This is a genomic window from Protofrankia sp. Cj3, from assembly GCF_917627355.1.
GTDB lineage: Bacteria > Actinomycetota > Actinomycetes > Frankiales > Frankiaceae > Protofrankia.
In genome coordinates this window covers 1,180-16,398 of the sequence record NZ_CAKJTR010000004.1, presented here as the reverse complement: position 1 = coordinate 16,398, position 15,219 = coordinate 1,180, and the positions used below count along the sequence as shown (strand labels likewise).

The following is a 15,219-nucleotide window of genomic DNA, read 5'->3' as shown; positions in this document are numbered from 1 at the left end:
TCGTGCTTGACCTGGCATTGCCCGGCGGCGCGGCGCTGGAACTGCTCAGTGAGTTCGACCGGTGCGACCCCAGCCCGCTGATGCTCGTCATCGGTGGCAGCAATGTCCTCGGCGACCGGGTACAGGCGGCTCGGGCCGGCGCTCGTGGCTTCCTGCCCCACTCACTGGCGCCCGACCGCCTGGCGGCCGCACTGACCGCCGCGCTTGACCGCCGCGAGCAGGGAGTGGCGAGACTGCTGGCCGTCGACGACGATCCCGCCATCCTGGCGGCGTTGCATGCCATCTTCGCGGACGACGCCCTGCGGTTGACGACCCTCGCCGAGCCGCTGCGTTTCTGGGATGTGCTGGAACGGAGCAGGCCCGACCTCGTACTCCTCGACGTCGACATGCCGGACGTCACCGGTATCGAGCTGTGCCGCCTCGTCCGCGGTGACGACCGGTGGGCCGGGCTGCCCGTGCTCGTCCTCACCGCCGCCACCGACCCGCATACCGTCCAGGAGGTGTTCTCGGCCGGCGCCGACGACTACGTGACCAAGCCGATGAGGGGAGCCGAGCTGCGTACCCGCGTCCGGAATCGGCTTGATCGCGTCCGGCTGTATCAGGCGCTCGCCGAAACCGACCCGCTCACCGGGCTGACGAACCGCCGCAAGTTCGAGCACGAGATGGAGCGCCTCGAGGCCACCGCCCGCCAGACCCACCTGCCGCTGACCTTCGCGCTGCTCGATCTCGACCGGTTCAAGGGGGTCAACGACCGGTACGGGCATGCGGTGGGCGACCGGGTGCTGCAACGGCTCGCCGCGGTGCTCAGCGCGTCCTTCCGCGCCGACGACGTCATCGCGCGGTGGGGCGGCGAGGAAATCGCGCTCGGCATGTACGGCATGACCCGCGATGACGGTGTCGCGCGTGTCGCCGACGCGCTCGCCGCGTTCAGGCAGGAACGGTTCCGGGCCGGTGACAGCCCGCCCTTCCGGGTCACCTTCACCGCCGGGGTGGCCGAGTACGGCGTTGACGGGCGTGGCCTGCACGAGGTCTACCGGGCCGCGGACCACGCGCTCTACCAGGCCAAGGGCCTCACCGGTGACCGGGTCCTGCCCGCCGGCTGGCAGCCCACGGTGGCTGACCGCCAGCGGATGCCCGACGTGGTCGTCGTCGACGACGACCCGATACTCACCGACCTGCTCACCCACGCGCTGGAGACGCGCGGCTACCGCGTCGTGTGCCTGGGTGACGGGCGCGAGGCGCTGCGCCGGCTCACCGGACCGGACCGGATGCGCGCCCGGCTCATCCTCCTCGACGTCGACCTGCCCGAGGTCAACGGCTTCGACGTGCTGCGCCAGCTCCGCCGGGACGGTGTGCTCGCTACCTCGAAAGTCATCGTCCTGACCGTACGGTCAACCGAGCCGGAAGTCCTCGAGGCACTCGAGCAGGGCGCGGCCGACCACATCGCCAAGCCGTTCAGTGTCCCCGTTCTCCTGCAACGGGTACGGCGGGTAATCGCGTCATGACGATCGTCCAGCTGCTTCGCGCGGTGGTGGCCACCGAGGCGCTGGTGCTGGTGCTGCTGCTCGCCGCACTCGCCGCGACCGCGTCCTACGCCGCCGCGCGCCGGCGGCGCGACCGGGCCCGGCTCGCCCGGGTCATGGGCTCCCAGGCCGGAGGTGGCACCAAGACGCCAGCGGCAGAGCTGTCCCACCGGTTCGCGCAGCTGCCGCGGCGGCTGCGGCTGGCCACCCTCGCCGATCTCACCGGTCCCGTGCACGGGACCGCGTCCGAGCTGGTCCTGCGACGGGCCGGCTCCGCCGACCTGATCGGCGAGGCCGCGGGGTGGTGCCGTAGCCGCCGCTGGTGGCGGCGGCTACGCGCGGTCCGGACGCTCTCGCTGCTCGGCGAGGGTGCCGATACCGTGCCCGCGCTGTTTGCCGACCCGCACCCCCAGGTACGCGCCGCCGCCGCGGCCTGGGCTGTCGACCATCCCGACCCGGCACTCGCGGACCGGCTGGTGGACATGCTCGATGATCCGATGCTCCGGTGCCGCTTCGCGGCAAAGGCCGCGCTGCTGCGGATCGGTCGTCGCGGTGTGCGCCCGCTCGTGCGCTACCTCACCGCACCGGACGTCCACCGGCTGGCCAGCGCGCTCGAGGTCGCGGCCGGACTAGCGGAACCCGCGTTGCTCGCCCCCGGCCTCCTGCACTGCCGCAGCCCCGATCCGTCCGTGCGCTCCCGCGCCGCCGAGGTGGTCGCGGCGATCGGTGGCGCCGAAGCGGTCGCGAGCCTGGCAGAACTGCTCCGCGACCCGGACGTGACCGTCCGCGCGACGGCTGCCCGGGGCCTCGGCGCGCTCGGCCACTGGCCCGCCGCACCCGCGGTGGCTGACGCATTGGCGGATCCCAGCTGGGAGGTCCGCCGGCACGCGGCGCTCGCGCTGCGGCGGATGGGCCCGGCGGGGTACCTCTATCTTCGGCGGGCGTTGCGGCAGGCCGACCCGTACGCGGCGGACATGGCCCGCCAGGTGCTGGATCTCCCGTACCTGGCATCGACGCCATGAGCCCGTCCGATGCGCTGGCTGCGCTGCTGTCGGGACTGACCTGGGTGGTGCTCGGGTACTTCCTCGTCGCGAACGGCTACCAGACACTCCTGCTCTGCGGCGCGGGCCGGGAGCTGGTCCGGCACCGGTACATGATCCGCGGGGAACGGCTGGACCCGCTGCTCGGATCCGCGGCGGTACCCCGGCTCAGCGTGCTCGCCCCCGCGTACAACGAAGCGGCAACCGTGGCGACCAGCGTCCGCTCGCTGCTGACCCTGCACTACTCCAATCTTGAGCTGGTGCTTGTCAACGACGGCAGCACCGACGCGACGCTCGCCGTGCTCCAGCGGGAGTTCGAGCTCAGCCCGATTCATCCGATCTACCGCCGGGTTGTGGCCACCAAGCCCATCCGCGGGCTCTACCAGTCGAGGACCAACCCCCAACTGCTCGTTGTGGACAAGGACAACGGCCGCAAGGCCGACTCGCTCAACGCCGGCCTGAACGTCGCCACCGGGGAGCTGGTCTGCGCCATCGACGCCGACACGATCCTCGAACCAGACGCGCTGCTCCGGATCCTGCGCCCTTTTCTGGACGCCGAGGATGTCGTCGCCGCCGGTGCCACGATCCGCGTCGTGAACGGGGCGTCCGTGCGCGGCGGCAGGGTCGAGTCCGTCCACGTGCCGCGACGCCCGCTGCCTGGCATCCAGTGGGTCGAGTACCTGCGAGCCTTCCTGTACGGCCGGCTCGGCTGGAACCAGCTCGGCGGCAACCTCATCATCTCCGGCGCCTTCGGTGTCTTCCGGCGTGACGCGATCCAGGCGCTCGGCGGCTACGTCCACGACACGGTCGGCGAGGATATGGAACTCGTCGTGCACCTGCGCAGCCACGGATTGGCCACCGGCGGTCCGAGCCGGGTCGTCTTCGTGCCCGACCCGATCGCCTGGACCGAGGTACCGGAATCCCTCGCGGTGCTCGGCCGGCAGCGCGACCGCTGGCAACGAGGCCTCGCCGACGTGCTCCGCCGGTATCGATCCCTGCTGCTCAATCCCCGCTGGGGCGTGCTGGGCCTGCTCGTGTTCCCCTACTTCGTGCTGGTCGAGCTGCTCGGCCCCGTCATCGAGGGGCTCGGCCTGCTCGGGCTTGTCGCGGCCATCGCCCTCGGGGCGATCAATCTGCCTTTTGCCGCGTTGTTCCTCCTCGTTGCCTACGGCTGGGGAGTCCTGCTGAGCCTCAGCGCGGTCCTCCTCGACCAGAGCACCGGCCACGGCCCCGGCAATCCCCTCGATCTTGCCCTGCTCATCTCCTGGTCCGTCCTGGAAAACCTCGGCTACCGCCAGCTCACCGTCATCTGGCGGCTGCGTGGCATCCTCAACTTCCTGCGCGGCCGGCAGGACTGGGGAACCATGGTCCGGCGCGGCTTCAACCCACCAGAGGGACACGCCGCAGAAGTACCATTCCAGTGAGTCGATCACGATGAAGAACGATCGTCGAGCCGAACCCAGCACCAGGGTGGCTCCCGCCGCCGCCTCGCGCCACACGCACCCCAGCTCCGCTCCTTGATCCGCACCCCTATTGCCGGGCGCTCTTCGTCAAAGTTGGTCTCTTTCGCAAATAAATCAACGAAAGAGAATAGTCCTACTATCGATAGATAGCGACATCGATATGTTGCTACGACCGTTTGAACTCGCCGGCTCATCGGGTGGGGATCAGGTCGACGACATCGTCGTGGAGCTTGGCCAGCCCCTGGTCGAAGCTTGCGAGACGGCCGTCATGTATACGGGCGAGCTGCGCGAGGTATGCATCGGTCACCTGCCGGTGCCCGATGACACCCCTCATCGACACGGCGCGGTAGGACACCTCGTCCGGCCAGAACTCGTGGCGGGGGTCGCTGGTCAGCGCCGACACGACTGCTGTTGCCGTCTGTGCGGACTGACCTTCGCGGATGAGCAGGCGTACCAGGCTGCCCTCGGTGATGGGGCAGGTCGCAAAGTGGCCGGCGGCGCTGGCGAGCCATGCCTCGGCGGTGTCGTGGTGGACGTGGTCGGCGACAACGAGCGCAATCAGCACGTTGGCGTCCAGGAGGGTGGTCACTGGTCGTCGTCCAGAGCGCGAACCTCTTCGGTCGTGATGACCGTGCCAAGGTGCACCACGGGGAGACCGGTCCGTTCGCTTCGGGATATCTCCGCCGCACTACCGTGCCCCAGGCCGCGACGCATGAGGTCGGCAACCGTCTCGCTCAAGGTCCGTGCGGTGTCCCTGGCGATCGACATAGCTTGCCGGTGAAGATCCTCTGGTAGGTCGATGGTGGTGCGCATGCCGTCATCGTAGCATCTATACATCGCGATGCAGAGATGCAATTTCGGCAGATCTGAAGATCGATATTCGGCAGATTGAAAGACGTGGAGCCGGCAGATCTAAAGATCGAGATTCGGCAGATCGAAGGGATGCTGCTACGATCACCTCGTGCGCAGGGCTGCTGGCTATGTACCCAGACGAGCAGTGGACCTGATCGCGGAGGCGCTCACCGACACACGGGTCGTGGTCGTCAACGGTGCCCGCCAGGTCGGCAAGAGCACCCTGGCCGAGGTCGTGCTGCGGGCGCGGGCCGGCGGGGTGGCACGGTTTCTCGATGATCCGGCGACCCGCGCCGCCGCTACCGAGGACCCTGTCCGGTTCATCAACCACGACGGCCTGATGCTCATCGACGAGGTGCAGCGAGTGCCCGATCTCTGGCTGGCAATCAAGAACCTCGTCGACCGTGACCCTCGGCCCGGTCGATTTCTGCTGACCGGATCCGCTCGCCTGCTCGCGTTGCGCAGCCTGCCCGATGCACTGCCCGGTCGATCCGAGACCGTCGAACTCTGGCCGTTGTCCCAGGGCGAGATCGACGATGCCCCCGACGGCTTCGTCGACGCCGCTTTCGCGCTCGGCGCCGACCTGCGCAGCGAGCCGTCGGCGCTGAAACGTAAGGACTACCTGGCCAGGATGGCCCGGGGCGGTTACCCGGAAGCATGGCGGCGAGAGAACCCGCGGCGACGGCAGCGGTTCTTCGAGGGCTATGTCTCGGACCTGCTCAGCCGTGATATCAGGCAGGTGGCCGACATCGAGAAGTCCGGTGAGATGCGCAGGCTCATTTTGTTGTTGGCCGCGCAGACCGGCGGCCTGCTCAACATCAGCCGTGTCGCAAGCGAGCTGAGCCTTTCGGCCCCGACGGTCCGTAGCTACATCAACATTCTGGAGACGGTCTACCTCGTACGGCTCGTGCCGGCGTGGTCGACGAACCTCACGACGAGGGCGGTCGCGACGTCCAAAGTCATCTTCGTGGACATCGGCCTCGCCAGTTACCTGGCTACGAGCCCCAACACTGATGGGCCTGTTGGCGGTCTGCTCGAGAACTTCGTCCTCAGCGAACTGGCACGGCAGCTGACCTGGTCCCAGACCTCCGCCCGGCTGTATCACTACCGTGACCGGGACCAGTACGAAGTGGACGGGCTCCTGGAGGACAACGCCGGCCGGGTTGTTGGTATTGAGGTGAAGGCCGCGGAGACGGTGCGTGCGGAGGACTTCCGTGGCCTGAAGCTCCTGCAGCGGCGGCTCGGTGAACGATTCCACGCTGGGTTCGTGCTCTACTGCGGTGCCCAATCACTCAGCTTCGGCGACGGGCTGGCCTGTCTGCCGATCTCCGCCCTGTGGGCGACCGGGACGTGAACGTCCCGTCGGACCGGCAACTACGACCTGATGATCATCGACTGGGGATCGGGTTGACGGGACCTCCTCTAGGGCGCGAACGTCGTCAATCGTGATCACTGTACCGGCGACCCATTCCATACCATCCGTCTGGAATAGGAGATCGACGTAGCGTAGTAGTGAAAGTTGAGTCGTTCGATGGACGGCGGTTTATCCCGGATAAGAAAGTCCACCGTCGATATCCGGTATACCCGACGGAGAGCCGACAACTGTTCCGGATATGCCATGACCGCCGGCGCGGATAGACCGAGTGGCGTGCTCTGTCTGTACGTGGGACGATCACCTGACCATGTGCGCGAGAGGCGAGGGCGGAGCCGTGAACGGGAAATCTCTCGCGGCCCGTGGACTGGGGGTCACATGAGATTGACCAAGAAAGAACCGTCGTCACCTGGCGGGCGCGGGAGAATTTCTTTTACAATGTCTGTACAGATATTTTTTGCCATGACTCTCGTTGCGAGCGTTACTGGTTTCGCAGTGGCCCGTATCCATATCCATGGCGGTGGGAAATCCGGGGTGGACGTGGACCTGACGCCGGCATCGGCGCCCGGCGCTGCTCCTTTCGTGCGGACCGCGGCCACCGACCGGACGGACGTGACGCCGCCACGTGGAATAAGTGGTGCATTCCGGGCGGACACCGCAGGGCTGTACGGGGGGATGCACAACGAATCCGCATGCGATACGAAGGAACTCGGCATGGATCTCACGACACACCCCGACCGGGCTGCTGCCTGGGCGGGCGTACTGGGAATCCTGGCGGCTGACATTCCTGACTATCTGGCCGGGCTTACTCCGGTGTTTCTTCAGTATGACACCTATCTCACCAACTATTCTTTTGTCGATGGGAAGGCCCGGTCGACGCCCGCTGTCATCCAGGCCGGCACTGCGGTGATTGTTGACAAGTATGGGAAGCCGGTAGCGAAATGTAATTGTGGAAATCCGCTTACTCAACCGACTGCGACCGAGGGCCTCAGGTATATCGGTACACCGTGGCCGGCGTTCTCCCGCGCAACCGTCACATCTGTCACAGCTGTGACCGTGGCCATTGTCAGTTTCACCCTCAGGGATCTGTCAAGCGGCTCGGTCTTCGATCGCCCCATCGGTACCTCCGGGGCCGAAGACGGTCCGCGGTACGTGCTGCCGCAGGCGGGCACGCAGACCGCCCCGACCACGCCTGCGCCGCCGCCGACGCCGACCGAGTCCGCGGTGCCGACGGAAAGTGCGCCGTCGACGACCGAGCCTGTATCACCGACGGAAAGTGCGCCGTTGATGACCGAGTCCGCGGTGCCGACGGAAAGCGCGCCGTCGACGACCGAGCCTGCGCCGTCGACGACCGAGCCCGTGGCGCCAACGGAAAGCGCGCCGGCCCCGAATACCAGAAGGCGTTCGCCCCCGGTTACTCAAGCCCCGCCCTCGTAGAGCCTGTTGGGCGGTCTCAACCGGGGTGGAATCAAGCGATCAAGGCGACACGTCCACTGCCAGCAAATCGCCGTTATGCCGAGGTCGGCATAACGGTAGGGATTTTTCAAAGTCCGTGAGGTGTGTTGTGGCTGGTCGGCGGGGGTCAGAGGGTCAGGATGTGGAGGGCTCGCTTGGGGTCACGGGCGTTACGGCGGGTCTCTCGGGTGAACTGTGTTACTCCCAGTAAACGAAACAGGTTGATCACGAGGTTCGTGATGGCGGCCCAGAATTGGGGGTTGTCGCCGGTGCGGAGCAGGAGGAGTCCTCGCCCCAGATGACATTCCGTAGCCAATGTGTGTGCTCTATCGTCCAGGGGGTGTAGCTGCCCGCGCTGCCGGCGGTGGAGGGTTCCCACTGTCGTAGACAGTGACCTTCAGGTTCGTTGTCCCCGAAAGCGGGAACCCTCCAATCTGTCATGAGCTGAGCTGGCCTCGGGCGACGAGTTGGTGGAGCAGGGGCCGCAGTGTGGTGGGTATCTGCGGCTCGTAGAGGGTGGTGGAACGCTGTCGGCCGGTGGGGTCGGTGACTGTGAGCTGGTACTGATAGTAGTCCGCGCCTTTCGGGGATGGGGGCTGATCGTCCCACCTGATGGTGTTAAGTGCGACTTCGGTCTTTCTGGCCTGGTCCGGGGGGAGCTGGTCTGTGTCGAGCACGGCCCGCAGGGTCAGGCCGGCGAAGCCGCCGCTGCGTTCGAGTTCCACGCGCATCTGTTGATGGTCCCGCGGTCGCGGAGGTCGGGCAGCTCGAGCCTGGGTGGGGGACACAGCGGATGAGGGCTTGTCAGGCTATGGGGACCTTCACCGCCTCCCAGCCGTTTTGGACCGCCTGTGCTTCGTCGCTGGTCGGGCCGTAGATCTGCCGGGAGTGGCGGAGAGTGATCCGGGCGAAGTCGCGGAACTCGGCGTTTGGGGGTAGCTGGGGGTCCAAGAGCGAGGTATACCAGATGGCGCCGGGTACTTCCCAGGCGAAACCGCCGAGGGCATCGGCGACGAGGTAGAAGGCGCGGTTGGGGATGCCGGAGTTGCGATGCACCCCGCCGTTGTCGTCGGCGGTGTGGACGTAGTGGTTCATGTCAGCGGGCTGGTTGTCGTGTGGGTTGGCGGTGCCGGGTGCTTTCATGGACCGCAGGGCTGGTTGGAGGGCGGGTCCGACGATGTCCGCGCCGATCAGCCAGTCGGCGTCGGAGGCTTTCTGGCTGAGCCGGAACTGTTTGACCAGGCTGCCCATCACGTCGGAGAGGGACTCGTTGAGGGCTCCGGACTGGCCGCTGTAGGTCAGGTTCGCTTCATGTTGGGTTACGCCGTGGGTGAGTTCGTGGCCGATCACCTCGATGCCCGCGGTGGTCCGAGTGAATATCTGGCCGTCGCCGTCGCCGAAGAACATCTCAGCGCCGTCCCAGAAGGCGTTGTCGTAGTGCTCGGCGTAGTGGACTGCGCCGTGCAGGGGCATCTCTTGGCCGTCGATGGAGTCGCGTTGGAAGACGCGCCAGTAAAAGTCGTAGGTCATGCCGAAGCCGTCGTAGGCTTCGTCGACGGCTGGGTCGCCGGTTGCTTGCTCGCCCTCGCCTCGTACCCGGGTGCCTAGCGTCTGACTCTGCTGCTGCTGCTGGTCGTAGATGGTGCGCTGAGGCCGGCCGCCCTGCCGGCCGAAGGTGATCCGCCGGGCTGTCGGGCCGCCGGACCGGGCGGCTGTCTCGGCGCGGGCCAGCCGGAACGAGTGGTCTAGCTGCAGGGTGCGCAGCGCCGCAGCCCGCACCTGCTCGGTTTCGCCTTCACCGACAAGTCGGGCCAGCAGATCGGGGGGATGATGCAGTGCAGCGGTTGGTGAGGTGTCGTTCCCGAACCGTAGGTTGCCATGAGTGTTCCTTTTTAGGTTTCCGTGTCGGTAAGTATTCGGTCATGCCGTGGGGCGCCAGGACGTCTGCGCAGGTCAGCCGGGGTGCGGGCTCGAAGATCCCACGGGTTTACCGAATACTTACCCGTGTCGAGTGGTTGCCCAGTGGCATACCACCTATGTGACCGATCGATTGTGGATTCACATGTGTGGTCGTCTTTCGATGTGTCCTAGGAGCAAGTCGTGGACGAGGTGCAACCCGGGGTGTTGGCAAGGGGCGAACCAGAAAGTGCCGCGTCCGGGCATCTCTCGGACAGGCGTGAATGTTACCGTCATACGGCGGGTGGCATCCCGCTCTGGTTCATCGGCTGTTGCAAACAAAGATGTTGCAGGGTAAGGGGATGACCATGTCCCACTACTGATCGTCAGGGTAGGGGTAGCTCCCCGAACTCATTCCTTATGCCTGGCGGAATAAGGGCCGCAATATAGTTTTGCGGCAGGTGGTCAACGACCGAATACTGAGGATGCAGGTGCCGTAGCAGCCACATCTGGCGTTCCACGAATCCGAGAAGCGCCTCGGGGGCTATGAAGAGGTCGTTCGTCTGCGACGATGCCGGACTCTCGATCCACGGCCATTTCCTACTGTACCTCAACTCGTGCTCAGGATAGTGGGCGAAATGACCGGATGCCGAAGGAGGAAGACGCGGTACAGGGTCGTTACGATACACGTAGCGGATTACGTTTCTGCCCAGGAACTCATGCCTCTTACATGCCAAAGCCAGCGCGGGTGAGCCGATCATTGGCTGGCCGAAAGTATATACTGCATGGAGTATCTGGCCGACGTCCTGATAGCGGGCGTTGTTTTTCAGCATGATTCCCATCATCGAGGCGATGGCTGCGCCGTAGCTGTGGCCTGTTATGTAGAGCCGCTCCAGCGGTTGAACCTGCCGGTCTCTCTCCCCTAGGATGTTTACCGCACCCTCATTCGTCACAGGTTGCAGGGCGGCACGCAGAATCTCTACAATCTTATCGCTGGTCGCCCGTGTGTTCCGGTAAAATCCGGCGTGCACGTCGAAGTAGTTCTTTGGATCTTGTTCGTTGCCGACGCAGATTTTGAAGTCCTCTGGCTCGATGTCGGCGACGGCGAACCAGTTTAGAAGATTTGTTGGCTCTGTGCCACGGTAGGCGAGAATTCCAATTCTACCATCTTGACTTTGTAGAATAAAGGCCGTGGACCACAGCAGCATCCCGTCAACATAGTCTGCGACAATGCGACAGCGGTTACCTTCGAGTCCCAGTCGGGCCATGGTCTCCGAAAATGTGCTGCCGCCGTCCTTTGTCCGTGCGGAGTCTACCCTCTCATATGCGTACCCTGCGCAAGTCGCCAGCACATGAGCGACAGTATCGTTGGGATGGACTTGCACCTGTAGGAGATCAGCAACCAAGTTTGGGTAGACAGGTAGCCCGTCTGGCTGGCTAGGACTGGGTTCGAGCGGTGATGGCGCTTTGACAGTAGTGACCAACATGGGTCACCTCCATAGATTTACCCGCAACGAGACGCTGCGGGAAGGGATGGCATGGAGACATCTTTCTGTTGGCGTGGGCCGGATCCGTCAGCACTTGGCTGTGTTCCTGCTATCAACACCTACCACGGCAGGCCGCCACCAATCCTCGACAATGAAAGAAACTTGGTAACTTTTGGGGGCTTCCAGCCTTCGATGTCGCCTTTCGGTATATCTGCGCCCCGGTCCGGCTGTCGATTGGCTGGACGCTGTTGCGTTGGCTGGGCACGGTGGCCGGGCTCGTCGGGCATGATCGGGTGGTGCATCGTCGTCGTGTCCATCCGGCGGTTCCGGTCTCGGAGTTCGCCGCGTTCCGGTTCCCGCCAGAAGTGATCGTGCTGGCGGCGCTGGTATTTGCCTACGCCTTGTCCTACCGAGAGGTTGAGGAACTGCTCGCCGAGCGCGGCATCGTTGTTGACGCTGTCACGCTGGGTGCAGCGTTCAGCCGCTTCTGATGGACGCCGTCCGGCCGTGTCGCCACCTGCCTGGGGATCGATAGTTCGCCGATGAGATGTACGTCATAGTCGTCGGCTGACGGGCCTACCTGTACCGGGCAGTCGACCAGTTCGGCCAGGTCATCGACGTGCTTGCCTGCGAACGTCGGGACCTGGCCGCGGCCCGCCGGTTCTTCACCCGGGCGCTGTCCCACGGCCGCCGACACGTTGAGGCGACCATCGACCGAGCCGCCGGCTACGTAGCCACGGGTGCTCGAGGAGCAGCTCCCCGCCGCACAGCACGTCGACGCCGCCAGGCAACAACCCGACCGAAGCCGATCACGGCAGGTTGAAAGCCCGGCTCCGGCCGATGCGCAGCCTGAAACGTCTCCGCTCCGCCCAGGTGATCGGCTCTGGACATGTCCAGCACATCCGCCGCGGACACTACGAACTCGCCGTCGACACCGAACCCCGTCGCCGACTCACCGGCGCCTTCGCCGAGTTCGCTCTGGCTATCTGACCAGGGCAGCAGCCCACATCCGCCACGTCTCGCGGTGGCTCGACGCAACAGACATCCCATTAGCGATCAAGAAGCCGGCGGGTGGACAGCTCACGGACGGCCAGGAGGCTCACAACAAAACACGCAATGGCAAGCGGGCTGTCGGTGAGCGCGGGAACTCCTTACTCAAAACAACGTTCAAAGCTCTCCGCAACGTCAGCCTCTGCCCATGGAGGATCGGCCGGATCGTCGCCGCTGCGCTCATCCTCCTCCACATCGAACACAATCGAACAACATGGCTACAGAACGCAACAAGCCGTTACGCGGAAAGCCCCACTGCTCTTCCCCGTACGGTTGGCGGCCCGGTCGGTGCCTTGCTGGCCGGGATATCGGTGGGCGCGGAGATGCTCGCTGACGCGCATCCGGTCGCCGTTGCCGTCGAAGCCGGTGGGGCGTGGTCCGCACGGCCGATCCGAACGGCCTCGGACGGATCGCCGCGCCATACCGGACAGCGGTGGTCGAGGCGCTACTGGGATCGGCCCGCGGCGGGGACGCCCGTCCGTACCGCTGAGGGCGGTGAAGAAGTGGCCCGTACTTGGGCCGGGTGCTTTGCCCTGGATGTGATGCTCCAGCATCGATCCGGACGGGTCCTGGATACGTTTGCGTACCCGTATCCTGTGGGGAGCGGCCTGAGAGGAGACTGTGGTGGCGGATGCGAATGTGCGGATTCCGGCGGAGGCGCGGGATCGGCTGGCGGAGGTGGCTGCGGCGGAGGGGCTGTCGTTGCGGGCGTATCTGGCGCGCTTGGCGAGCACGCTGCTTACGCCAGCTGAACGAGCGGAGCGCGCCGAGCGGGCACGGGCGGTGCTGCGGGAGTGGAGCGGCTACGACCCGACGGAAGAGGAGGCCGCGCAGGCCGATGCCGAGCTGGACCGTCGGCTGGCGCGGGCGTTGGTGCGGTGAGTGACGCGCTGCATGTGGTGCTGGACGAGACGGCGATGGTCTTGGCCGGCTACGGCAACAGGCTGGCCTCCCGGCTGATCCAGCGCGCCCACACCGTGCCGGGCCATTTCCTGTATGCCCCGGCGTGTGCGTTGGTGGAGGCGGACCGGGCCCGGCCGGGAACTGCGGAGCACATCGCCGCGCTGCAGGCGGTGACGATTGTGGACTTGGACTTGGCGGCCGCGGTCGCGCTGGCCCGCGATACCGGCTGGGCGTCGGCGCACGTCCGGTACGCGGCCGAGCCCACCCCGGAGTGTCCCGAGGGTGCGGTGATCGCTACGGCGGCGCCGGACCGGTGGACGGGCCAGCCGGTGCGCATCCTGGACCTCAGAGCGCCCGGCAATAGGGGAGCGGCGTCACGTGGGTGGGCCACGTAGCTCGCGGCGTTGTCGTCGGTCGACGCCCACAACCAGGGCGTCTTCCTCCTCCGCCTGGCGATCTACGTACCCCACCCACCTTCCTTGATCCATGCCCCTATTGCCGGGCGCTCCTAGCCTGTGAGTTGCTCTGGTATCCTCAGGCCCTTCAGGACGCCCGCCGCTACCCTGTGCGCCTATGCCGGCCGTTGTAACCGCGGACATGGCCCGTCAGGTGCTGGATCTCCCGTACCTGGCATCGACGCCGTGAGCCCGTCCGATGTGCCGGTGGCGTTGCTGTCGGGAGTGATCTAGGTGGTGTCGGGTACTTCGTCGTCGTGAACGGCTACTAGACACTCCTGCTCTGCGGCGCGGGCCGGGAGCTGGTCCGGCACCGGTACATGATCCGCGGGGAACGGCTGAACTCGCTGCTCGGATCCGCGACGGTACCCCGGCTCGGTGTGCCCGCCCCGCGTACAACGAAGCGGCAAGCGTGGCGACCAGCGTCCGCTCGCTGCTGACCCCGCACTACTCCAATCTTGAGCTGGTGCTTGTCAACGACATGATGGGCGGGCCGGCAGCCCGACGGACCTGCTTCGGTGGGTTGAAGGAACGCCACCGGCAGCGGTCAGCTTCCCGCCGGTACCGGTGAGGGACGAGTGACGATCGGGATGATCGGCGGCGACGGTGCTTCGGGGAGGTTCGGGCACACCCGGCCGAAGCTGACGCCGGGGGCGATGGCCGACCATTCCGGCTGGGTCGGATTGGCCCCGGTCAGGCGGCAGGCACGGGCCACCGGGTCCGTCACCGCCGCGCGCAGCGGGGCGGTGTTCCACCTGACCACATTGCCGGACTCATCGTAGGTGGTGAGCGTGTCGCCGTGGTCGGAGAACGCCACGCCGCGCGGATAGTTCGCCAGGGTCACCGCCGTGACCCGGTGGGGCGCGGCGGTGACGGTCATGTCCCACAGCGCTACTTCGTCGCCGCCGTCGACGGTGGCGAGAATGCGTCCGTCCGGGCTGAACATGATGAAGGGCACCGACGCATCCGTGCTGACTGTCGCTCGGAAGACCGGCGCGGCGGGCGAGGAGACGTCGAACAGGTAGGTGTTCTTCAGCCCGCTGGCCGCCAGGGTGTTTCCGTCGGGGGAGAAACGGGCGCTGCCGGAGATCTGGACGTGGGGGTGGTCCGGTTCGGTGAGGCTGCTCAGCGGCTTCGGACGGCGGGGATCGGCCATGTCGTACAGGCGCCCACCGCACAGCAGGAGACGTCCCCGCGGCCCGAACGCCACCGGGCAGTTCGCGGTGTGCTTCTCGGTGAGGGTGGACACCCGGGTGGCATGACCCCGGTCGGAGATGTCCCAGACGGTTGTCGGCCCGTCCAGGAGGCTCACGGCGATGAGCCTGTGGTCAGGCGAGAACGCCAGGTCCTCGACAAAGTCAGGACCGTCGGCGGCGCGGAACCGCGCTGTCGACACTGGCGCCGCGGGGTCGGAGATGTCCCAGACAGCCACGGTCCCGTCATGCGCCCCGGTGGCGAGAGCGCGGCCGTCCGGGGCGAAGGCCACCCTCGGGTTGCCCGGGACGTCGATGGTGCCGGCGTCTTGACCTGTTGCCGGACCTGTCAGGTTCACCAGCACGGGTCGACCGCCGGAAGCCCAGGCCGCCAGCAGCCTGCCAGCCGGGTCGAGCGTGGAGAACGCCAGCGGGGCGTATGGATTCGGCGGGGATGGAGCGGTTGCGGCGATCGGCTGTGCCGAGCGTGCCGGAGCCAGCCGGTCCGCCAGCGCCCACAACAGCACGGT

The 15,219-nt window shown here is 66.3% G+C and carries 14 protein-coding genes and 2 pseudogenes; 10 read left to right on the top strand and 6 right to left on the bottom strand.

From position 1 onward, the window contains the following. The 3 genes from MJ783_RS01020 to MJ783_RS01010 all read left to right on the top strand — a co-directional run. The coding region (locus MJ783_RS01020) for a response regulator (protein ID WP_305039470.1) at positions 1-1,505 on the top strand (1,505 nt) is incomplete at its 5' end. Next, complete coding sequence (locus MJ783_RS01015; RefSeq protein ID WP_239307988.1) at positions 1,502-2,545, top strand: HEAT repeat domain-containing protein; 1,044 nt, start codon at positions 1,502-1,504, stop codon at positions 2,543-2,545. The genes MJ783_RS01020 and MJ783_RS01015, both read left to right, overlap by 4 nt. Next, positions 2,542-3,987 carry a glycosyltransferase family 2 protein gene (locus tag MJ783_RS01010; RefSeq protein WP_239307987.1) on the top strand — a complete coding sequence of 482 codons (1,446 nt, stop codon included), beginning with the start codon at positions 2,542-2,544 and terminating at the stop codon, positions 3,985-3,987. The genes MJ783_RS01015 and MJ783_RS01010 overlap by 4 nt, the downstream gene beginning before the upstream one ends. Before the next feature lie 229 nt (positions 3,988-4,216). Here the strand turns inward: MJ783_RS01010 and MJ783_RS01005 are convergent, their stop codons facing one another. Together MJ783_RS01005 and MJ783_RS01000 are read right to left on the bottom strand one after the other, a co-directional pair. Beyond that, positions 4,217-4,615 (bottom strand): TA system VapC family ribonuclease toxin, encoded by a 399-nt coding sequence (locus MJ783_RS01005; RefSeq protein WP_239307986.1) that lies wholly within the window; start codon positions 4,613-4,615, stop codon positions 4,217-4,219. Further along, positions 4,612-4,839, bottom strand: a complete 228-nt coding sequence (locus tag MJ783_RS01000) for an antitoxin (protein ID WP_239307985.1) — start codon at positions 4,837-4,839, stop codon at positions 4,612-4,614. The genes MJ783_RS01005 and MJ783_RS01000 overlap by 4 nt, the downstream gene beginning before the upstream one ends. A gap of 184 nt (positions 4,840-5,023) precedes the next feature. On the opposite strand from MJ783_RS01000, the gene MJ783_RS00995 reads away from it, so the two are divergent. Together MJ783_RS00995 and MJ783_RS23475 are read left to right on the top strand one after the other, a co-directional pair. Then, positions 5,024-6,232 (top strand): ATP-binding protein, encoded by a 1,209-nt coding sequence (locus tag MJ783_RS00995; protein WP_239307984.1) that lies wholly within the window; start codon positions 5,024-5,026, stop codon positions 6,230-6,232. Positions 6,233-6,409: 177 nt separating this feature from the next. Then, a complete protein-coding gene (locus MJ783_RS23475; RefSeq protein WP_370651391.1) occupies positions 6,410-7,687 on the top strand; it encodes a DUF6777 domain-containing protein in 1,278 nt (425 codons plus the stop codon). 455 nt (positions 7,688-8,142) lie between these two features. On the opposite strand, the gene MJ783_RS00985 is transcribed toward MJ783_RS23475, so the two are convergent. The 3 genes from MJ783_RS00985 to MJ783_RS00975 form a co-directional block, all read right to left on the bottom strand. Beyond that, on the bottom strand, positions 8,143-8,436 hold the full coding sequence (locus MJ783_RS00985) for a protealysin inhibitor emfourin (protein ID WP_239307982.1): 294 nt from the start codon (positions 8,434-8,436) through the stop codon (positions 8,143-8,145). A 73-nt stretch (positions 8,437-8,509) separates the two neighbouring features. Continuing rightward, a complete protein-coding gene (locus MJ783_RS00980) occupies positions 8,510-9,484 on the bottom strand; it encodes a M4 family metallopeptidase (protein ID WP_239307981.1) in 975 nt (324 codons plus the stop codon). A 503-nt stretch (positions 9,485-9,987) separates the two neighbouring features. After that, entirely contained in the window at positions 9,988-11,088 is a 1,101-nt protein-coding gene (locus MJ783_RS00975) for a lipase family protein (RefSeq protein WP_239307980.1), read from the bottom strand. A 296-nt stretch (positions 11,089-11,384) separates the two neighbouring features. Here MJ783_RS00975 and MJ783_RS00970 point away from each other — a divergent pair. The 5 genes and pseudogenes from MJ783_RS00970 to MJ783_RS00950 all read left to right on the top strand — a co-directional run bounded on the left by MJ783_RS00970 (position 11,385) and on the right by MJ783_RS00950 (position 14,067). Beyond that, positions 11,385-12,078: pseudogene (locus tag MJ783_RS00970) on the top strand (transposase). Positions 12,079-12,146: 68 nt separating this feature from the next. Beyond that, a pseudogene (locus MJ783_RS00965) lies at positions 12,147-12,350 on the top strand (transposase family protein); the annotation flags it as partial. Between the two features lie 412 nt (positions 12,351-12,762). Beyond that, on the top strand, positions 12,763-13,020 hold the full coding sequence (locus tag MJ783_RS00960; protein ID WP_239307979.1) for a hypothetical protein: 258 nt from the start codon (positions 12,763-12,765) through the stop codon (positions 13,018-13,020). Continuing rightward, positions 13,017-13,436: a hypothetical protein gene (locus MJ783_RS00955; RefSeq protein ID WP_239307978.1), complete on the top strand. Its 420-nt coding sequence runs from the start codon at positions 13,017-13,019 to the stop codon at positions 13,434-13,436. The genes MJ783_RS00960 and MJ783_RS00955 overlap by 4 nt, the downstream gene beginning before the upstream one ends. Positions 13,437-13,908: 472 nt before the next feature. Next, positions 13,909-14,067, top strand: a complete 159-nt coding sequence (locus MJ783_RS00950) for a hypothetical protein (RefSeq protein ID WP_239307977.1) — start codon at positions 13,909-13,911, stop codon at positions 14,065-14,067. Here the strand turns inward: MJ783_RS00950 and MJ783_RS00945 are convergent. Further along, on the bottom strand, positions 14,044-15,219 hold a 1,176-nt coding region (locus MJ783_RS00945; protein ID WP_370651390.1), incomplete at its 5' end, for a WD40 repeat domain-containing protein. The two genes, MJ783_RS00950 and MJ783_RS00945, sit on opposite strands and share 24 nt — an antisense overlap.